We start from the raw sequence: 19320 nt of genomic DNA on the forward strand, positions 1-19320 counted from the left end.
ATCTGGCAGGCAAGCATCGATCTCATCCTGTCTGATTCGCCCACGATTCATCCATCTTTGCTTTGCCAGCGATCGATCGCCAGGCGGATGCCGGCCGCTTTGTGGAGAGTTTCTTCGTATTCCTTTTGTGGGTCGGAATCGGCAACGATGCCTGCGCCCACTTGATAGATGAGCTTCTCGCCTTTTCGGATGATGGTGCGGATGGCGATGTTGAATGCACTTTCACCGTTGTAGCCAAACCATCCGATGGCTCCGCAGTAGATGCCGCGTGGTTTGCCTTCGATTTCGCGAATGATTTCCATGGCACGCTTTTTGGGCGCTCCGGTGATGCTACCGCCGGGAAAGCAGGCGGCGAGGGCAGCGATAGCATCGATTTCCGGCCGCAGCCTGCCGGTGACGGTGGATACCAAATGGTGGACTTGCGCGAGGGTTTCGAGTCGCAACATTTCGGTGACGGCGACGCTGCCAAACTCAGACACTTGGCCGAGGTCGTTGCGGAGGAGATCGGTGATCATCACCAGTTCGGCGATTTCTTTGGCCGAGGTTTGTAACTCGTAGGCGGATCGCAGGTCTTCATCGACATTGGCGAATCGGGGGCGGGTCCCCTTGATCGGTTTGGTCTCGATGCCGCGACCCGACATGCGGAGGAACGTTTCGGGCGATGAACTGAGAACCTCGGTATCGTCGAGCGAAAGCCAGGCAGCCATCGGGGCAGGGGACATTTCCCGCAAAGTTTCATAAAGCCCGAACAGGGAACCGCCATGCACCGGGACTTCGAAGGCTTGGGAAAGGTTGACCTGATAGATATCACCAGAGGCAATCCAGTCCTTCACTTTTTTGACTCCATCGATAAATGCCTGCTGGGTTCCCAGTGTTCGGGTTTCGCCGAGGGTGGCTTTTGCGGCGGAGGGCTCGGCGAGATGTTGTGAAAGTCGTCCCGCTTCCCACCAACTGTCATCCTCATGGCAGTGGACCAGCATTTCGCGGTAGTCGCCGAAGACAAACTGCCCTTCATAGTCGACCCATCCACATAAACCGCCGAGCGGAAATCCGTGATCGCGTGCGACTTGCGGGCCTTCCGCGAGCGCTTGGCGCAGTGCTTGTCGATCCGGTTCGGTATCGATTTTGCCGCGCAAGACGCGGATCGGCCGCGCGGCAATCACAGAAATCGCGCCTTTTCCACCTGGGGCGGATTGGCTGACTGAATCGAAAAACACCAGTCCATCGAGATGCCGCAAGCGGGCGGCCACCTCAAGCGGTGTCATTCCTTCGAGCCGAGGCTGTCGTGCCAAGGTTGGCGCGGAGCGATCATTCATCTTACGCGAAACAAAACCGTCACACGGCGATTCACGCAAGCGGGAAGCTCACGGATCGGTCTCGATTTCCGTGTAGATGGGTTCCGAAGAAACCCGGAAAATTTCACGTTGCTGATCGGTCGGCGTGCTGAACGCAAAAGTCCCGGGCGCGGTTTGACCCGTTTGACCGCTGACGGTGCTCCAGCTGAAAGGTTCGGCGGATGAGAGTTTTTCCAGATCGTAGGAAACTGCAGGCAACTTGGTGAACGAGAGGGTGAAGGCCCCGTCCGTGACCCCGGTCGTGAGATCGGCGGGTTCGAGGCGTGGCTCCAGTTTTACATCATCCAGCGCGGCGTAGGCTCCGGCTGTGGTTCCTTCCCGTGGGTAAAAGCCGAATTCCAAGCGTCGGACATCGTGCAAAAATGTCGAATTGTCGGCGACTTGAACGAATTCATCGTCGTCGTTGAAGTAATACCAGGGCCGATCGAAGCTGTAGGTGAGCTTCCACCAGCCGTCGTCGTCGAATTGGTCGTAGAAAAACGCCTCGCTGTAGTAAGTCGTGAGGCCAGCCGGGCCATCCGCGTAGACCGTGCAGTCGGTGTATTCAAACTTGTCCAGATCCTCGATGTAGATTTCGCAAGATATGGCGCCGACATTTGCCTCGGTGTAATCACCGATCAGGGCTTCGTCCCCCGGGAGGTAGTCGGCGTAAAAAATGAGAGGCTCGTCGTCGATGTGCTGGAACTCGATGAATTTTCCGCCCGATTCGGAATCGTTGTAGTCGGGAATATAGTCAAATCCGTCGTTGAAATCGTAAACCTGCCAAGCGTCGGCATTGGCTTGGGTGGGGAAAGTTTCCCAGGCGCCGGGGATCGCGGCCTGGGTGCTGGAGATCGCCCAAATGAGGGGAGCGGCAAGGGCAGAGAGCTTCTTCCACGGGGAAGCTGGGAGCATTCTGAAGCGGGTCATGGTTCAGAGTCGGACGGGATTTCCGGCCTTTCCATTCACAATTTCCGCAGGATTAGCCACAAAAACGAGTTTCTAGGGTTGCCAAAACTCGCAAGCGGTCTAGGAATGCGCCCCGCTGTTTCAATAGCGTCGCGCAAACTCGTACACACTCACCGGCAATGAAGGACCTCACCAAATACCGCAACATCGGCATTTTCGCCCACGTTGATGCGGGCAAAACCACCACCACGGAGCGTATTCTCAAGCTCACCGGAAAAATTCACAAGATCGGTGAGGTTCACGATGGCGCATCCACCATGGATTTCATGGAACAAGAAGCAGAACGCGGCATCACCATTCAGTCCGCTGCGACCACTTGCTTCTGGAAAGATCACCAGTTCAACGTCATCGACACCCCAGGCCACGTTGACTTCACGATTGAAGTTTATCGTTCCCTCAAGGTTCTCGACGGTGGTGTGGGTGTTTTCTGCGGTTCCGGCGGTGTTGAGCCTCAATCCGAAACCAACTGGCGCTACGCCAACGATTCCGGCGTTTCCCGGATCATTTACGTCAACAAGCTCGACCGGATCGGCGCAGATTTCTATCGCGTCGTCAATCAGGTCAAAAACGTCCTCGGTGCACATCCACTGGTGATGGTTCTGCCGATTGGAACTGAGAGCGATTTCGTCGGCGTGGTCGACCTCTTGACCCGCAAGGCTCACATCTGGGACGAGTCCGGCCAGCCGGAAAACTTCAAAATCGAAGACGTTCCTGCCGACATGGTCGACAAGGTCGAAGAATACCGCGCAGCACTCATCGAGTCCGCAGTTGAGCAGGACGACGAAGTCATGGAAGCTTACCTCGAAGGTAAGGAGCCAGACCTGGAAACGATTCGCCGTTGTATCCGCAAAGGCACCATCAACCTTTCCTTCTTCCCAACCTACTGCGGTTCTTCCTTCAAAAACAAAGGTCTGCAGCTGATCCTCGACGCAGTCGTGGACTACCTTCCAAACCCACTGGACGTGAAGCCACTTCCAGAAGTGGACGAAGAAGGAAACGAAACCGGCAAATTCGCCATCATCGACCCAAGCGCTCCGCTGCGTGCGTTGGCGTTCAAGATCATGGACGACAAGTTCGGTGCTCTCACTTTCACCCGGATCTACTCCGGCACCATCAAGAAGGGCGATACCGTTCTCAACTCCTTCACCGGTAAGACTGAGCGTGTTGGCCGGATGGTTGAAATGCACGCGGACGACCGCAACGAGATTGATACCGCGCAAGCGGGTGACATCGTGGCCATCGTCGGCCTGAAGAACGTTCAGACTGGTCACACCCTTTGTGACGAGAAGAACCCAGCGACTCTCGAGCCGATGGTGTTCCCGGATCCGGTGATTTCCATCGCCGTTGCTCCTAAGGACAAGGCGAACGCTGAGAAGCTTGCCAACGCCATCGGCAAGATGGTGGCGGAAGATCCATCGTTCCGCGTTGAAACCGACACCGAGACCAACGAGACGATTCTCAAGGGCATGGGCGAGCTCCACCTCGACATCAAAATCGACATCCTCAAGCGGACCCACAAGGTCGAGGTTGAAGTTGGTGCTCCGCAGGTTGCTTACCGCGAAACCATCACCAAGCCAGTTTCCGACAGCTACACCCACAAGAAGCAGTCCGGTGGTTCCGGTCAGTTCGCGAAGATCGACTACACCATCGAGCCAGGCGAGCCAGGCTCCGGCTTCGTTTTCGAATCCACCGTGGTCGGTGGTAACGTGCCGAAGGAATACATCCCTGCTGTCGACAAAGGCTTCAAAACCTCAGTCGATCGTGGACCACTTGCCGGCTACCCTTGCTTGGACTTCAAGGTCACTCTTACCGACGGTGGTTTCCACGCTGTTGACTCCTCCGCCATCGCGTTCGAGATCGCAGCAAAAGCCGCTTATCGTCAGTCGATGCCAAAAGCAGGCCCGCAAATCCTTGAGCCGATGATGAAGCTCGACGTGTTCGCGCCTGAAGAAAAAATCGGTGACGTCATCGGCGACTTGAACCGCCGCCGCGGAATGATCCAAGGCCAGGAGCCAACTCCAGGTGGCGTCCGCGTCAAAGCAGAAGCTCCGCTCAGCGCCATGTTCGGTTACATCGGTGACCTTCGTACCATGACTTCCGGTCGTGGTCAGTTCTCGATGGAATTCAGCCACTACTCCCCATGTCCGAAGAACGTTTCTGACGACGTGATCGCAAAAGCGAAAGCTCGCGAAGAAGCGATGCGGAAGTAATCCGATCCATTTTCGATTTCAATCGAATCCAACCCCGCTGCCTCCCTCAGGCAGTGGGGTTTTTATTTGGCTGGTTTCGGGTAAACAAAAACAGGGTCCGGAAACCCGAACCCTGTTTTTGAAGCGGACTCGCTAGTTCTCCGCATCCGGCGGCGTTCGAGCGCAATGATCGTTTACCCGAACGAACGTCAGAGGCGTTCACGCGCGACGGCGGCGGGTGAACGCGGCGAGGCCAAATACTCCCAGCACGAGAGCGGATGGCTCAGGAATGACAGCGAGATTGAAATTGTCATAACCCACCCAGGCATCGGACGCGTTCAGTGAGTCGAACTCGATTCCAATCTGTGCCCCGGCATCCGCAGCTGTGGCGGTATACTCAAGCGTGAACGAATTGAACACGTTTGCCGAGGTGCCAAAGCTGTCGGTATTCGTGGCAAGAACGGTGCGTGTTGCGCCACCATCGGTGGTCAGGAACAGGGTGACTTGCTGTAAGGTGTTGAGACCTTCACCGCTGGTCGATCCGGCCAGCCAGCTGAGGGTAAATTGATCGCCGGTGCCAATGGTGTAGGACGTGACCTGATAGGCGCCGCCGTCCGTGGATCGGAGGAAAGTGGTCCAGTCTCCATCTTTGCCCGTGATTCCGGAATTTTCGACTCCGGTATCGGTGTAAGGGCCAGCATCGTTGTTGATCCATCCTGGGATATCGGTGGCACCATCATAGCCAGACTGGATTTTTCCGGTTGCTGGTGCCTCGAAGCTACCATTGATCAAGGTGATGGTTGCTGCCGAGGATGCGGAAGCGAGCAAGCCGAGCGCGGCGGTGGAAATGAGAAGTGATTTTCGATTCATGGGAGCAAATGAAATGGAATTGCGATCCGTTTGCTCGTTGATGAATCGTCCGGTGACAAGTTTGGAACACTCTTGGACCGAATACTACCAGGCTGGGTAGGTGTTTGAGAATCAATGGTTGAATCAATAGAATCTAGATTTGGCAGTGATTCTAACTAAATGATTTCAATAAGTAATTCATGCAAACGATTGGGCGACTGAGTCTGTTCGGTGAATTTATGAAATCCGTTCGTGCTAGATCTTCTTAATCGTTTCTTAATATGGCTATTCGGCAATTATAAGTATGGGGGAAATTTTTCTCTAAATTAATGAGGTTTGCTCGTTATTAATGCGTAATGGCAACTATCATAATTGCAATGAATGAGGATGAATACCGATGTGGATGAGGGTTTGAGTTGATTTGTTATCGATAGTTTTTTGAAAGGTAGGCTCGATCTTTGCTACCTGTTAGGGTTATGGCAAAAAATAACAAACTTAGTTGGTTTGCGGGTTGCGTCCTTGCGACTGCACTTCCTGCGAGTGCTGCGACCATTTACGAGGAGGATTTTACCTCCAGTGATGGTGGGTATACTGTTGAAAACACTCAAGGTGCTCCATCTGCGTCTTTCTCACCATGGGGTTATGACTCTGGCTCAGGTACATGGCAGGCGGATGGTGCTGAGGGTGGAGACTCCAGTGGTGCAACCTCGATCCTGATCTCCTCTCTGATCAGTGTCACATCCTCTGGCGAAACGATTTTGAGCTTCACGCATCGTTACAGCTTTGAAGAAGGCTGGGATGGTGGCGTTCTGGAGGTAAGCATCAACGGAGCAACACCAACTTATGTTACTCTCGCTTCCTTTCTTACCAATGGTTACAATTTGAATGATCCAGAAGGATTGTTCACGATCTCTGAATACATGGATGCGGACGTCTTTAACGGGGATTCTGATGGATATAGCTCCGGTGAATACATCACTTCTACCGTTGATCTGGGTGATTTGACTTCAGGGGATACCGTTGAGATCCGCTGGGTGGCATTGTGGGATAACTTTGCTACTGGCACGGTTCCAAACTGGGAAATCACCAGTGTGTCCCTGACTCAAGTGCCAGAGCCATCAGTCGGCTTGTTGGGTATGGCAGCAGGAGCTAGTGCTCTAGTAGGTCGCCGCCGTCGCAAGCTGGCTTGAGCTTTCTCTAGATGAACTATTTCAACAGGGTCCGGTTTGTCGGGCCCTGTTTTATTTTCAACCATTCCGGGTTGGAGGCGTGGTGTTGAGTTCCCCTACGTTTGGAAGCTGGCGATGATCTTTCCCTTTGACCAGGCGTGCCGCTTGACCCTTGATGAGCGACGAAATGGGTTCATTCCTTCGCTTTGAAAACATAACCCGAAAATTCGGCTCATTCACGGCTGTCAACGAAGTCAGCCTGGAAATTGGCCAAGGGGAAACCTTTTCCCTACTGGGGCCGTCCGGTTGTGGGAAAACAACCCTTTTGCGAATGGCCGCGGGATTCGATCGCCCGGATTCAGGCAGAATCTTCCTCGACGGGAAGGACATCACTCTGCTCCCGCCGGAACTGCGGCCGGTCAATACGGTCTTCCAGAACTACGCGCTGTTCCCCCATTTGTCGATCCGTGACAACATCGCCTTCGGGCCAAAAATGGCAAAGCATGACCGGGCATCGATTCAACGGGATGTGGATGCAATGCTGGAGCTGGTCGACCTGAAATCCCATGCGAATCAAAAGCCATCCCAACTATCCGGCGGGCAAAAACAGCGCGTCGCCATCGCTCGGGCCTTGGTCAATAAACCCAAAGTCCTCCTTTTGGACGAACCACTCGCCGCACTGGATCTCAAACTCCGCCAGCGCCTCCTGGTCGAGCTTGATGCCATCCATGATGAAGTCGGGATCACTTTCATCTATGTGACCCATGATCAGGGCGAGGCCATGTCGATATCCGATCGGATCGCCGTGATGAATAAAGGCGTGATTGAACAAATCGGTCCGCCGGCAGAGATCTACGAAACTCCTCGTAGTTCATTTGTCGCAGCGTTCATTGGAGATACCAATTTCCTGGATGGCAGGATTACGGAAGTGATCGATCGTCAATTTTCACGCTGTGAAGTTTGTGGTTTTGGAACGATCACGATTGAAAACGACAAGCCCGTAGCGGTTGGGGATTTGATTCATCTATCGCTCCGCCCGGAAAAGTTGAATGTGCTGCGGGAAATGCCGAATCCTGCGATTTCACAAAATATCGTCCGGGGTGAGGTGGAAGATGTGATCTACTATGGATCTCATACCCGCTACTGGATTCGATGCGGTGAGTGGAAACTTTGCGCGGAGATGCAACATCGGAATTTTCAATTGAATGAATCCAGGCCTAAGTGGGGAGATGAAGTATGGCTGAGTTGGCAGGCAAGCGATGGGTATCTACTGGACCAATATCGGGCTGAGGATGAGGAATTGCTGACCTTACCGGATGAAGACGCATGAAACCGCAGCGAAAATCGGAATTTCTGGCATCCGCTCCCAGTTTTCTATGGCTGGCCATGTTTGTTTTGGTGCCGGTGTTGATCATCTTCGGCATCGCATTCCGCCCGGCGCTTGCTGGCGGAGGCATCGGATCCGGCTGGAGTTTGGAAGCGATACGAGCATTGGCGGATCCCAGTTATCCCATTTTGCTGGTTCGAACTCTGTGGGTTAGTTTTATCACGACGTTTGCCTGCATTCTTGTCGCCCTGCCTGTCGCCTATGCGATGGCACGTCTGACGCCGATTTGGCGATCCCGGGCACTCTTGTTAGTCATTGTTCCGTTCTGGACCAATTTTGTGATCAGGGTATTCGCTTGGCAGCAGATCCTGCATGCGGAGGGATATTTGGCACAGATGCTTCGAGCGATCGGCTTGCTTGGTGAAAATGACAGGTTGTTAGGAACTCAAGCGGCGGTTGTCATGGTCAGTATTTATACTTATCTGCCGTTTGCTATTCTGCCATTGTTCGCTGCGGCTGAGAAATTTGATTTTGGCCTGTTAGACGCTGCCAGGGATCTCGGTTCGAAGCCATTGGGCGCATTCGTTCAGGTTTTTATTCCGGGTGTTCGGCAGGGAATCATCACTGCGGTTTTGGTGGTCTTTATTCCCATGCTTGGTTCGTATGTGATTCCGGATATGGTGGGAGGGGCTGATTCCCAAATGATCGGGAATAAAATTGCTCAGCGGAATTTCAATGACCGCAATTTGCCTGAGGCGGCTGCATTGTCTGGAGCACTTGCATTGCTGGTCCTGGCCCCCATGTTTTTGAAAAGAAAGGGGGCCGAAGCGTGAAACCGAGTCGATGGCCGTTGGCGTGTCTGATTTCGGTGTTGGTATTCTTTTATCTGCCGATTGGCTTCCTGGTCATGAATTCATTCAATGCCTCGCGGTTCGCCTCGAAGTGGAATGGATTCAGCCTGCGTTGGTATGAGAGATTGTTTGAGCGCCACGACTTGCTGGCTGCGTTGATGAACTCACTCAAAATCGCGACCTATGCGAGCGCCATTTCCATGATTTTAGGAACGGCTGCAGCCTTTGCGATGAACCGATATCGTTCACGATTCCAGCAAGCGCATCGCCTGTTGGTGACCGTGCCATTGGTATTGCCGGATATTTTAATGGGGATGAGCTTGTTGCTGTTGTTCGTTTCGTTGGGAGTAAAACTCAATCTAATCACCATCACGGTAGCTCATGTGACTTTTTGCCTAAGTTATGTGGCTCTTGTCGTTCAGGCCCGATTGCAGGATTTTGATTTCCACGTGGTCGAAGCCGCGCGTGATCTCGGGGCGACGAAATTTCAGGCTTTTTGCAAAATCACGCTACCGTTGTTAGCCCCGGGGATACTGGCCGGTGGCTTGCTGGCGTTCACACTATCCATCGATGACTATGTCATCACTTACTTTGTCAAAGGTCCTGGATCGGATACCTTGCCGACGTTGGTCTATTCGATGATCAAAAAAAGCAAGGATTTGCCGGTGATCAATGCGCTGTCCTCGCTGGTGCTGGTTGCCACTTTTGCAACGGTTGCGGTTTCCCAGCGATTGACTCGATCCGGAACGGTTCGGGATTGAACTCTTCGGGATTATTGTATTGATGATAGCCGTATGAACCGCCGCCAATTCATCACTGCTGCATCCGCTACGCTTGCCGCCTCAGCTCTGCCATCATGCAAGTCATCAGCCAATCAGAAAACTCTGACGGTTTTCACCTGGGCGGACTATCTGAGTGATGAAGCCAAGGCCGGCTTCGAGAAGAAGCATGGATGCACCCTGGTCATCGATACCTTTGATTCGAATGAAGCGATGCTCGCCAAGCTTGAGTCAGGCGCAGGTGGTTATGATATTTTGGTTCCCTCCTCCTATGCGGTTACCGCTCTTAAACGAAAAAATCTTCTGCAACCTCTCGATCATGCCAAACTGAAGAACTTGGGAAATGTCGATACGGATTATTTGGCCAAGGCAGCTGACCCAGCCATGGAATTTTCAGTGCCTTACATGATGGCTCCGACTTGCCTCAGCTATCTCTCATCGAAAGTCAGTGATCCCGTGGAATCATGGTCGATGCTGGATCGCACGGATCTAGCTGGTCGGGTGACCTTGTTAGACGATATGAGGGAAGTGCTCGGCGCTGGCCTGAAATTCCTGGGCCACTCGTTGAACTCCACCGATCCTGCCGAGCTTGCTGCTGCGCGGGATGTGGCGATCCGGTGGAAGAAGAACATCGCGAAGTTCGAGAACGAGCAATACAAGACCGGCATCGCTTCCGGGGAGTTCTTCCTGGTGCAGGGATATGCAGGCGATCTGATCCAGGCCCGCGAGGAAAATGAAGACATGCGGATTTTCATTCCGAAAGAGGGCTCTACCTTTTCTTGCGATGACCTGTGCATTCCGAAAGACGCCAAGCAGGTTGATCTGGCCCATGCGTTCATCGATTATCTAACAGGTGCGGATGTCGCTGCTGAAAATATGGAATGGATCGGTTACCGCGCGCCAAACTCGGCGGCATATCCGAAGCTATCTGAAGAATTTCGTGGCATCCCCGTGTTATTCCCGCCGATTGAGATTTTCAATGCGTGCGAAGCCATCGCCGATTTGGGCGATCAACTCCCGCTATGGACCAGCGAGTGGGATAAGGTGAAATCCGCTTGATGTGGGTTCACGCCAGTTGGATCGACAAATCAAGAGAGCAAGATATGCGTGGTAAATGGCCGTCGGTGAGTAGTCGATCACGCGGTCAAATTGCAGAGTGGTGACGCCATCAAGGCACCACTCTCATGAAATCAATCCACATCGCGTTCGTAGCAACCAGCTTGCTGAGTAGTATCGTTTATGCCGGTGAGCCCATCATCGATATGGCCCCATCCATGGCTCCAGAGCCAGTGGTAGATGGCTTTGCCCAAGCACGCCGCCCGATCAGCAATCCGACCTTGTTTGATCTCGCACTGCCTACCACCAACGTGCATCCAATTTACATTCACCATGCATTGCCGAATCATATCGAAACAACGGCTGGCCGACTTCCACTGGGTGGTGATGTCGATGTCTACGCACTTCAATTCGAGATCGCTCTGAATGATCGTCTCTCGGTTGTGGCCTCGAAAGATGGCTACGTGGACATGAATCCAGACAATACCCTGAGTGATGAAAATGGTTTCGGAAACCTCGGTGCCGGATTGAAATATGCCTTCCTTCTCGATCCCGTTTCACGCACTGCGGTGAGCGGCACCTTTGGATTGGAACTCCCAACCGGAAACACCGATGTGTTCCAAGGTGAAGGCAAAGGCGCGGCAAATCTGAGCGTGTCGGCGCTGAAATTGATCGACGACTGGCAGTTTGCCGGTGGTGCCGGATTGCAGATTCCATTTTCCGATTCGCAATCCACCTCGTCCTGGATGAGCACTCATGTCAGCTATGAAGTCAGCCCCTGGTTCATTCCATTGGTCGAATTGAATTGGTTCCACGTGCTTGATGCCGGTGACGGCAGCACCACGGCCGTTTCATCCATCGTGGAATTTGAAGGTGGAGATTATTTCAACCTCGGTGCATCGAACGCAGATCAAAATCGCGATCTGGTCACTGCGGCATTTGGTTTCCGTTCACGGCTCTGCGATTCTGTGGACGCCGGTATTGCATACGAAATTCCTCTCACATCAGAAGATACCAGTTTGATGGAGTCACGCCTGACCGTCGACTTCGTCTGGAAGTTCTGAAATTTCATGGCAAGTGGTGGGTCACCTAAACGAGGTCCCAAGCAGGAATTGAGTGGGCCGGGGGGATTACCTCCCGGCCTTTTCTCGCTCACGGTAGATAGCCGAAGAATTTGCGATGCTTGATCATGCTGGCGACCTCGATGGGAACACTTTCTTCCCAGGTCATATCTCCTGAGGAGATTTTTTTCAGAACATCGCGCGAGAAGATATCCAGATAAGGTTCATTGAAGTTGTCCAATCCGACAAAACTGCCGCGATCCTGCAGGTAGCCGTATAGCTTCTTCAGCTCTGGCGCCACCTGGAGATTTTCGACGGTCGAAAGCTCGCCGGTTTCCTGACTTTTGAGCGGGTAGACATAGAGCTTGAGGTTGTTTTTGAACAATCGTCCGAACGATTCCAAAATGCCACCTGGGAGCTGGGTGTAATACTTTTCGTTGAACAATTCGACCAAGCTCGGGACTCCCATCACGATGCCAATCCGCTCTTTGGTGCGCCAGGAAATGTAAGCTGCGAGCCGGTAATATTCGAAATAGTCAGAGATCAGCACGGTCATGCCGCAGGCTGCCAGCAGATCCGCGCGCGCCAGGAAATCCCGGCGGTCGACATCCTGTCCTCCGGCAAGCAGGTTGCGCATGGTGAGTTCGAAGATAGGTAAGACCTCTTTGCCAGCTACCGCCGGATCGGATTTGAATTTCTCCAGAGCGCATTCCAGCATGTTGAGGTTCACGAATGTCGGCGGGCGGAAGCTGCCACGTTCCACCAGAATTGCTTTCTTGTAGAGCGCCTCGGATGGTTGTAGTACTTCGTGATTCGGGCCGAACATGGCGGCGCCGCTGAGACCGAGCTGAACGAGCTTGAGACTGATCAAGCGATTGTCCACCGCTCTGAATTCGATGCCCTGAAACTCGATCACATCGATTTCGATTCGGCCGGTGGTCAGTTGGTCCAACAAGCTCTCGACCAATTTTTCCGGCTCGTGATGGAGAAAGAACGCGCCATACAGCAGGTTCACCCCGACCACGCCGAGCGCTTCCTGTTGCAGCGATGCTTCGGTATCGAGCATCCGGACGTGGATCAAAATCTGACTCGGTTCATCGCGTGGCCGAGACTGGAATTTGACGCCCATCCAGCCATGGCATTCGTTGCCGCCCTTATAACTGCGGGCCACCACGGTGTCTGCGAAAGCGAAAAAGGCGGTGTTATCGCCACGCTTGTCGCTGAGCCGCTCCAGATTGAGCCGGAACTCGCGATCAAGCATCGCCTGGGCGCGGTCACGAGAAACATACCTACCGCCGGAGCCGTAGATGGCGTCGCTTACCGTCATGTCGTAGGCAGAAATGCTTTTCGCCACGGTCCCAGCTGCGGCTCCTACCCGGAAAAACCAGCGCACGACTTCCTGCCCGGCTCCGATTTCGGCAAATGTGCCATACCATCGGGAGTCCAGATTGATCGAAAGTGCCTTATAGTGAGTGTCCAGCGCTTCGTCTCTTCTGGGTGGCATCATGATCGCTCTGCCAGCAAAAAGCAGGCCATGCAGCAAGATGGATGCAGATACCGAACTGGCAAAGGGGGCCGATTGCTTCGTCAGTTCGATTTTCTAAATTTGAACTGCGTGTTTTCGAAGGTTTTCCAGATCAATGAATTCCAGAGCCGATTCGTGAGTAGCCTCCAGAATCACCTCGGGCGCGGCACCAGCTTCAAATGATTCCTGCCAGCGCGATGCGCAAACACACCATTGATCGCCAGGCTTCAGGCCGGGAAACGAAAATTCAGGCCGAGGGGTGGAGAGGTCATTGCCGCGACTTTTCGAATACTCAAGAAACTCGGCGTTCAATCTCGCGCAGACCACATGGACGCCGATGTCACCAGCCCCGGTGCGGCAGCAACCATCCCGGAACCATCCGGTCATGGGTTGTGAAGAACAAGCCACCAATTCGGTACCGAGAACATTGCGGGCTAACTTTTGCATCGCTAGAGGCCAGTTGAGAATTTGTTGCCTGATCCGCTTGCGAATTCGATCAGGTCTTGAAAGGATTCAGGCACATTGAGCGAAATTTTAAAAGACGACTTGCCGGATAAATTCGGCGCAATGACGACAAAAGAACTGCGGCAAAGTCTGCGCCGTGGAAGTTTCATCTACCCGTTTTTAGGCATTCAGCTGTTGGCAGTGTTCGCGACCGCGATTGAGTTTCAAAATGGCACTGGCAGCATGCCATCCAACCGACTCCTCGTTCCCTTAAACCCATTTTTGCTCATGCACTCCGGGCCGTTCTGGGCCATCGCAGGTGTCATTTGCGCCGTTATCATTCCTTTGGGTGGTTTCATGCTCATGGGGCAGGAACTGGAGGAGGGAAATCATGAGTTGTTATTGCTCACCCATCTCAGTCGCTGGCGGGTTGTGATTGGTAAAATGCTGACCTTGTGGGGATTGTGTGTGCTGACTTTGGTGTCCCTGTTGCCCTATGTCATCGTTCGCTACATGGTGGGCGGGGTAGAGTGGTGGTATGAATTCTGTTGTTTCTTCACGGTCATGGGTCTTGCCGCAATCGTCTGTTCCGGGGCGATTGCCGCTTCTGCCTACACCCACATGGGATTCAAAATCAGTATTTTGCTGATCTTCTTGATCTCGGCCGCGATCGGTGGATTCACGACAATTGCTTTTAGCGGATCAAAAGGAATTTTCTCGTTCTTCGGTACAACTTTTCAGGTGCTGAATTCACTAGGGGAAATCATTGGTTTCACCGCTTGCGGATTGGCGATCGCCCGCTCGAAAATACGGCTATCGCTGGACCCCTACGAAGTGCGCCCGAGCCGGATGCTGGTGACGCTATTGCTGATTTCCCCTTTTTTCCTGGCCTTCATGACGGCGATTACGCTCGGCAAGTTAGGCTTCCTCGGCACTTTGGGCTTGGCCCTGATTTCGATCCGATTGGATGTCACGCCAAAAGCCCCCAAGTGGGTTGCTGCGCCGGCCCCGAACATTCCAGTTCCGCCACCACTACCACCATCACTGCCACCTGGCGTTGAATCCTGATCGGCTGTGAAGAAGAGGCTCAGGAATTCACATTGCAGTCCCGCTTCGCAACGCCACGGGATGGCAGGAATGGCTGGATCAACTCCATTTCAAAATCGAACATCTCGGAAAAGTCTTCGCGCTTGTCGGACTCCTGCTTGCCGAATACCTGCTCCTCAATGAGTTGGAAAACCATCTCGCCCACGTGCTCGCAACGCCTCACGCCCCATTCGTCCATCAAGGTCCAGGCCATCGGGCCGAATTGTTCCAAGGCGTGATCGCGAAAGCCAACCAAGAGCTCCGGCCCTGTGACGTGTCTTTCATCGCCGCCATTCCCTTCACAGATCCGCTTGAGGGTGAAATCGAGCGCTTCCTTGAGGAAAAAATAGGCCTGTGGATCGAATCGCTTGTCCCGCCTCAAGATGGAAGCGACCGATTGTTCGAACTGCATGGCTTGCATGCGGCGAATGATTCCTGTTGTGGAACGGCGAGTCAAGGAGCCAGAGTCCGCGCCGTTACAGGCTGATCGGCAGGCGCTTTTGAAATTGCCGCCCGAAAGATCAATCGTTGCCGAGGCGGTCGACAAATTCATCCAACAGCGCTTCGAGCCGCTCGTGGTTGGCGATTTTGGTGGAAACATCAAAGCCCAGCCAAATTGCAGTCGAGCCGCTGGGGCCGAGCCGCAAAGTCCACGCTTCGCGCTCGGAACCGGTGGCACCCGTGAAGCATCTCGTTCCAGCATGGGAGTGCAACACACTGCGGGCATCGCGGGCAGCGTTCGCGCTCAGGGCAGGGGTGAGCTGCGGCTCCGCAGTGTAGAGCACATCGCCGTCCTCGTTGAGAATTTGCTGGATGAAATAAGGTTTCGGGCGTTTCCCATCGTTGCCGAGTGTGGCGAGCCCGACTGACATTTCCATTGGACTTGCCGCGACCGAGCCACGGAAAAGATCCTCGGTTTTCAGGAAGGGTCCAGCCAGTCCACAGCGCTTCGCCAGTCGCTCCACCTCTGCCGGGCCGATCTGCCGTCCCGTTTGCACCGGTCTGCCCGCCAATACCAACTTGCCTCGCTCTGCCGCAGCCGCAGCCACAAACGGCTCAAAGGCCGATCCCAAATCGCGCCGCACATTGGTCGCCCGATTGTAGCGCGAATGGCGAAAATCCCGCCCGCCGATCAGTGCCAGAACGGCGCCGGTTTTCGTTTCCGTCGTCACTGCGGCAAACTGCAAATAAGTCGGATCTTCACCGGCGACATGCTCCGCCCGCGTTGGATGGTTCCACGATTTCTCGTTTTCCAGTGACTCGACGGATCGATTCAGCTCCTCCTCCAAGCGGGATTGCCAATCGCTGTCCAGAGTCGTGATCACCGTCAGTTTCCCTGGCGGAATGTCTTCCAATTCGCGAATCCGATCGAATTCCGATTCGATCGCCCGAAACGCATAAGATGGCCGGGATTCCTGGTCATCCGAGTTCATCAGGTGAAGCGGGATTTTCTGAATCTCCTCCTTGCGCGCTTCATTGATGAACCCCATGGCGATCATCCGGTCCAGCGTTTGGTCGCGTTGTTCCAGAGCGCCTTTCAAATTCCGCAGCGGAGAAAAAATATGCGGCCCGCGAATGATGCCCACGATCATCGCGCACTCGTTGTCATTCAGCTCGCGTGTCGGCCTGCCGAAATACGTTTGCGATGCCTGCTCAATGCCATCCGCGCCGGACCCGAAGTAAATCCGGTTCAGATAAGCGGTCAAAATCTGATCCTTTGTGTAGCGGGACTCCACCCGCAGGGTCAGCGCGATTTCCAGGAACTTCCGATGCAGCGATTTCGCCCGAATGTCATACGTGTTCCGCGCCAGCTGCATCGTCAGGGTCGAGGCTCCTTGGGTAAACTCCCAATCCTTGATATTGCGGACCGTCGCCCGCGCCAAGCCGCGCACGTCTACCCCCGAATGCTCGAAAAACCGTGCGTCCTCGCGTGCCTGCAGCGCTTTCACCAGGAAATCCGGCAAATCCTCACGGGTCGCCAATTTCCGGCTCGATGCCGCACTGACTGGCAATTCCACCCCTTTTCGATCCAGAAAAACCGTGCCGGCCGGGAGTTTCTCGATCTCATCCAGATCGAACCGCATCGCCAGTGAAAAATAGAAAAACGCCAATCCCGCAGCGGCGATCGTCCCCAGGATTCCAAGGATAAACGCGATTTTCACCGGTCCATGCAGGAATTCCGGGAGCCAACGCTGCCACCAAGGAGGTCGGGAAAGCGGACGCCAGGTGGACATGAAATGCGGTTTAGAATGGAAGGTTCAGTGAAGCAGCTGCCACAGCAACATGAATTGTCTCCCAGCCTCCCGCAAGCCTCGGAAGGTGAGACAACCGTGAAAAAATGATGAAGAACCGTGGGACTTCGATTTCTTCTGGGGTCCTGCAGCTCAAGATTTGGACGATGCGGCTTCTGCGGTCTGCCAGTCTCAGAGTAAATCGCTGCCCTTGATCTGGATACCTCTCCAGAACGTGTTGGAAAGGACCCCACACCGCGGCGCATGTCGTCCGCTTGTTTCGCCAGGCCAGGATCGCGACTGCTCAATCAGGTGGCCATCGGTGTAGCCGGATATCGCTCAGAGTTCCAAAAGCGCGGTCAGGTGTTTGTCCGCATGACAAAGTCCGGCTCCATGCCTGAGGGCACATGCCACGATCAGCACATCCGCCAACGGGCAATTCAGCCCCTTCCTGACTGCTTTCCGTCGCAGGTCGTAGCTGCGCTCCCAGCACTCACCGTCACATTCCAGCCACCGGCAGCTCGCCTTCACTCCATGCAGAAATTCATCTTCCCGCTTGCTGCGGGAGCCGCTCCACAGCTCGATCCAGATGGGTTCTGTGATCGCCGCAGTGCCATCCCGGAGCGCGCTTGCCACGGCGGGTTGCGCCGTCTCGCCCCTTCGGATGAATTCCACCCAAGCCGACGTGTCGATCAGTGAAATCATGATCAACCCTCCCAAAGTTTCCTTTGATTCTCGGCATCCTCGACATCCGCCCGTTCAATCTCATCATTCGTCGGAAAATCGGGGATGGTGCCAGCTTGGGCGATCAGTGCTTCCACCCTGCTCCGGCGATTGAAATCCTCAATGGCTTTGATCACAGCCTCCCGCTTCGTCTTCGCATTGGTAAAGCGCATCGCATCCCTCAGCTCCTTCTCCGGAATATCGATGGTCGTTTTCATGGATTCCAAATTACCCCAAAAATGGATTCCTTCAATCGTCATTTTTGGAGGGTTTTAAGCATGCTGGGGCTCTCACGAGAAGGTGAAACGGTGGGTTTTGCAAACCCCTGGCATCCATCCACTGGCGGAATCCCCCATAGACCACACACTCGGCTTCTCGGCGGCGGCTGCTCATACCCGTCTTAAGCATTTACCGAACTCAGCCCAGCTCGTGCTCCATCAGCTAGATCTCCGGTGTAGCCTATCATCAGTCACTAATCTCTGTTTGTTCCTTCCAAAGGCTAGGTTGAAGTCATGGAGGCCCATCATCAGGTCGGCAGGCACCATTGTTGAGGATGATCTCCAATCTTCGGGCCATCTGGATCAGAACTTCTACAGAGTGCTCACGAGATATGGCTTTCCCTTCGGAGCTCCAACTATGAAAAAGGCGCCCACTCGATCTTTCGGTCCAATTATCCATACCGAGTTCCGTGGTCAGCAGTTTAACCGCGAGTTCCAATTGCTCTTGCGTCGGGTCGCACAGGTATAGGTTCAATCCATATATTGTCTTGCTGGCGGCAATCTCCGACCTCCAGACGATTTCGGAATAAATCCACTTATCGGACTGGCACCGGATTCCCCATCCAGCATCCTTCGTGATCATACCGTGATGGGGGAACTCCTTTGCGAGGGCTTCACGAAGCGAGCTTACCAGAAACTGTCTGTATGCGTCGCCCAGCTCTCTGGACTTTTGAATCTGGAACTCATTCTGCTCGGCGAACTTGATTTGCTCTTCTGTCATTGTTGGGGAAAAAAGCTCGTTCTGGAGATGGCTCACAAACTCCTTGGCAAAGAACCACCACTTTGACCTTTCGGACGCTGGAACTACGGCATCGAGAGCAACTCTCAAACTACCGCAGAAGTCCCGGTAGGAAACACCTGTCCACTCCGCATGTGCGGTGGATCCATCCGGAGAAAGAATGGCGAGGAAGGGAACCCGCCCCCGGTTCAGTGCCTTGCCAAACTCCCGGTAGGCATCGAACGGGTTAAAATCCTGATGGTGGCGGATCTTGTTCTCGATCAGCAGCATCCCGTCACTTCCCTTTAAGATCAAGTCGATGCGCCCGCCAGTTCCTGTGTCTTTCTCCCGCATCACATCCACACCTGCTCCCAAAGCGTCCGCAAGCCCCACTCCCATGCATACAGAAAAGGCATCCAGAAAGAGTCTTCCCAAACCGTGCGCCCCATCGGGCTTTAGGAAAAACGCCAACAAATCGGATGTCGGGTTCTCATAGTAACCACGCCCACCCAATGAAAAGATCGTCTCTTCAACCTGAGATGGCGCATGCTCCGACACCCGTTCGAAGAACGGACCAAGCTCCCTCCAATATTCGGAATCAATCATCTGTGGCATTCGGGGGGCGCAAGCAGCTTGGGAAGCAGCAGGGCGCGGGTTTGGCGAAGGGATTGATTGCGGTCACTCAAGTTTCTAATCAGGCGTCTGAGGAAAGCGGGTTCGGTCCAGTGCAT

The 19320-nt window shown here is 54.0% G+C and carries 18 protein-coding genes; 8 read left to right on the forward strand and 10 right to left on the reverse strand.

Annotated elements, in window-relative coordinates; translation table 11 throughout:
* Positions 1-47: 47 nt before the first annotated feature.
* Together pabB and JIN85_RS09900 are read right to left on the reverse strand one after the other, a co-directional pair.
* Positions 48-1316 (reverse strand): aminodeoxychorismate synthase component I, encoded by a 1269-nt coding sequence (gene pabB / locus JIN85_RS09895; protein WP_200270167.1) that lies wholly within the window; start codon positions 1314-1316, stop codon positions 48-50.
* A gap of 48 nt (positions 1317-1364) precedes the next feature.
* Positions 1365-2264 carry a hypothetical protein gene (locus JIN85_RS09900; protein ID WP_200270169.1) on the reverse strand — a complete coding sequence of 300 codons (900 nt, stop codon included), beginning with the start codon at positions 2262-2264 and terminating at the stop codon, positions 1365-1367.
* Between the two features lie 158 nt (positions 2265-2422).
* Here JIN85_RS09900 and fusA point away from each other — a divergent pair, with 158 nt between their 5' ends.
* Positions 2423-4513, forward strand: a complete 2091-nt coding sequence (gene fusA, locus JIN85_RS09905) for an elongation factor G (RefSeq protein ID WP_200270171.1) — start codon at positions 2423-2425, stop codon at positions 4511-4513.
* A gap of 198 nt (positions 4514-4711) precedes the next feature.
* Here fusA and JIN85_RS09910 read toward each other — a convergent pair whose 3' ends face one another.
* Positions 4712-5362 (reverse strand): PEP-CTERM sorting domain-containing protein, encoded by a 651-nt coding sequence (locus JIN85_RS09910; RefSeq protein ID WP_200270173.1) that lies wholly within the window; start codon positions 5360-5362, stop codon positions 4712-4714.
* A 455-nt stretch (positions 5363-5817) separates the two neighbouring features.
* On the opposite strand from JIN85_RS09910, the gene JIN85_RS09915 reads away from it, so the two are divergent.
* From JIN85_RS09915 to JIN85_RS09940, 6 genes are all read left to right on the forward strand, one after another.
* Positions 5818-6531: a PEP-CTERM sorting domain-containing protein gene (locus JIN85_RS09915; protein ID WP_200270175.1), complete on the forward strand. Its 714-nt coding sequence runs from the start codon at positions 5818-5820 to the stop codon at positions 6529-6531.
* 154 nt (positions 6532-6685) lie between these two features.
* A complete protein-coding gene (locus JIN85_RS09920) occupies positions 6686-7840 on the forward strand; it encodes an ABC transporter ATP-binding protein (protein ID WP_200270177.1) in 1155 nt (384 codons plus the stop codon).
* A complete protein-coding gene (locus JIN85_RS09925; protein ID WP_200270179.1) occupies positions 7837-8670 on the forward strand; it encodes an ABC transporter permease in 834 nt (277 codons plus the stop codon). Before JIN85_RS09920 ends, JIN85_RS09925 begins: the two co-directional genes overlap by 4 nt.
* Entirely contained in the window at positions 8667-9449 is a 783-nt protein-coding gene (locus tag JIN85_RS09930; protein ID WP_200270181.1) for an ABC transporter permease, read from the forward strand. Before JIN85_RS09925 ends, JIN85_RS09930 begins: the two co-directional genes overlap by 4 nt.
* 33 nt (positions 9450-9482) lie before the next feature.
* Positions 9483-10526 (forward strand): ABC transporter substrate-binding protein, encoded by a 1044-nt coding sequence (locus tag JIN85_RS09935; RefSeq protein WP_200270183.1) that lies wholly within the window; start codon positions 9483-9485, stop codon positions 10524-10526.
* Between the two features lie 125 nt (positions 10527-10651).
* A complete protein-coding gene (locus JIN85_RS09940; protein ID WP_200270185.1) occupies positions 10652-11587 on the forward strand; it encodes a transporter in 936 nt (311 codons plus the stop codon).
* 88 nt (positions 11588-11675) lie between these two features.
* On the opposite strand, the gene JIN85_RS09945 is transcribed toward JIN85_RS09940, so the two are convergent.
* Both JIN85_RS09945 and JIN85_RS09950 read right to left on the reverse strand, forming a co-directional pair.
* The gene (locus tag JIN85_RS09945; protein WP_200270219.1) at positions 11676-13088 is read right to left on the reverse strand and encodes a TonB-dependent receptor; all 1413 of its coding nucleotides are present in this window, start codon (positions 13086-13088) and stop codon (positions 11676-11678) included.
* Positions 13089-13184: 96 nt separating this feature from the next.
* Positions 13185-13556 carry a DUF2237 family protein gene (locus JIN85_RS09950; protein ID WP_200270187.1) on the reverse strand — a complete coding sequence of 124 codons (372 nt, stop codon included), beginning with the start codon at positions 13554-13556 and terminating at the stop codon, positions 13185-13187.
* A 120-nt stretch (positions 13557-13676) separates the two neighbouring features.
* Between JIN85_RS09950 and JIN85_RS09955 the strand changes: the two genes are divergently transcribed.
* Complete coding sequence (locus tag JIN85_RS09955; RefSeq protein ID WP_200270189.1) at positions 13677-14621, forward strand: ABC transporter permease; 945 nt, start codon at positions 13677-13679, stop codon at positions 14619-14621.
* A 19-nt stretch (positions 14622-14640) separates the two neighbouring features.
* On the opposite strand, the gene JIN85_RS09960 is transcribed toward JIN85_RS09955, so the two are convergent.
* From JIN85_RS09960 to JIN85_RS09980, 5 genes are all read right to left on the reverse strand, one after another.
* A complete protein-coding gene (locus JIN85_RS09960; RefSeq protein WP_234047350.1) occupies positions 14641-15096 on the reverse strand; it encodes a Minf_1886 family protein in 456 nt (151 codons plus the stop codon).
* Between the two features lie 64 nt (positions 15097-15160).
* Positions 15161-16873, reverse strand: coding sequence for a transglycosylase domain-containing protein (locus JIN85_RS09965; protein ID WP_200270191.1), 1713 nt, complete (start codon positions 16871-16873; stop codon positions 15161-15163).
* Between the two features lie 336 nt (positions 16874-17209).
* A complete protein-coding gene (locus tag JIN85_RS09970; protein WP_200270193.1) occupies positions 17210-17575 on the reverse strand; it encodes a PIN domain-containing protein in 366 nt (121 codons plus the stop codon).
* 2 nt (positions 17576-17577) lie between these two features.
* The gene (locus JIN85_RS09975; RefSeq protein ID WP_200270195.1) at positions 17578-17811 is read right to left on the reverse strand and encodes a type II toxin-antitoxin system VapB family antitoxin; all 234 of its coding nucleotides are present in this window, start codon (positions 17809-17811) and stop codon (positions 17578-17580) included.
* A 292-nt stretch (positions 17812-18103) separates the two neighbouring features.
* Entirely contained in the window at positions 18104-19195 is a 1092-nt protein-coding gene (locus tag JIN85_RS09980; protein WP_200270197.1) for a PDDEXK-like family protein, read from the reverse strand.
* Positions 19196-19320: the final 125 nt, after the last annotated feature.

Origin of the sequence: Luteolibacter pohnpeiensis (assembly GCF_016595435.1) — a bacterium.
GTDB lineage: Bacteria > Verrucomicrobiota > Verrucomicrobiia > Verrucomicrobiales > Akkermansiaceae > Luteolibacter > Luteolibacter pohnpeiensis.

Coding starts and splice junctions, on each gene's coding strand:
- JIN85_RS09940 (WP_200270185.1), top strand. CDS start 10,652: ATGAAATCAATCCACATCGCGTTCGTAGCAACCAGCTTGCTGAGTAGT.
- fusA (WP_200270171.1), top strand. CDS start 2,423: ATGAAGGACCTCACCAAATACCGCAACATCGGCATTTTCGCCCACGTT.
- JIN85_RS09955 (WP_200270189.1), top strand. CDS start 13,677: ATGACGACAAAAGAACTGCGGCAAAGTCTGCGCCGTGGAAGTTTCATC.
- JIN85_RS09975 (WP_200270195.1), bottom strand. CDS start 17,811: ATGAAAACGACCATCGATATTCCGGAGAAGGAGCTGAGGGATGCGATG.
- JIN85_RS09910 (WP_200270173.1), bottom strand. CDS start 5,362: ATGAATCGAAAATCACTTCTCATTTCCACCGCCGCGCTCGGCTTGCTC.
- pabB (WP_200270167.1), bottom strand. CDS start 1,316: ATGAATGATCGCTCCGCGCCAACCTTGGCACGACAGCCTCGGCTCGAA.
- JIN85_RS09970 (WP_200270193.1), bottom strand. CDS start 17,575: ATGATTTCACTGATCGACACGTCGGCTTGGGTGGAATTCATCCGAAGG.
- JIN85_RS09915 (WP_200270175.1), top strand. CDS start 5,818: ATGGCAAAAAATAACAAACTTAGTTGGTTTGCGGGTTGCGTCCTTGCG.
- JIN85_RS09925 (WP_200270179.1), top strand. CDS start 7,837: ATGAAACCGCAGCGAAAATCGGAATTTCTGGCATCCGCTCCCAGTTTT.
- JIN85_RS09935 (WP_200270183.1), top strand. CDS start 9,483: ATGAACCGCCGCCAATTCATCACTGCTGCATCCGCTACGCTTGCCGCC.
- JIN85_RS09965 (WP_200270191.1), bottom strand. CDS start 16,873: ATGTCCACCTGGCGTCCGCTTTCCCGACCTCCTTGGTGGCAGCGTTGG.
- JIN85_RS09945 (WP_200270219.1), bottom strand. CDS start 13,088: ATGCCACCCAGAAGAGACGAAGCGCTGGACACTCACTATAAGGCACTT.
- JIN85_RS09980 (WP_200270197.1), bottom strand. CDS start 19,195: ATGATTGATTCCGAATATTGGAGGGAGCTTGGTCCGTTCTTCGAACGG.
- JIN85_RS09920 (WP_200270177.1), top strand. CDS start 6,686: ATGAGCGACGAAATGGGTTCATTCCTTCGCTTTGAAAACATAACCCGA.
- JIN85_RS09900 (WP_200270169.1), bottom strand. CDS start 2,264: ATGACCCGCTTCAGAATGCTCCCAGCTTCCCCGTGGAAGAAGCTCTCT.
- JIN85_RS09950 (WP_200270187.1), bottom strand. CDS start 13,556: ATGCAAAAGTTAGCCCGCAATGTTCTCGGTACCGAATTGGTGGCTTGT.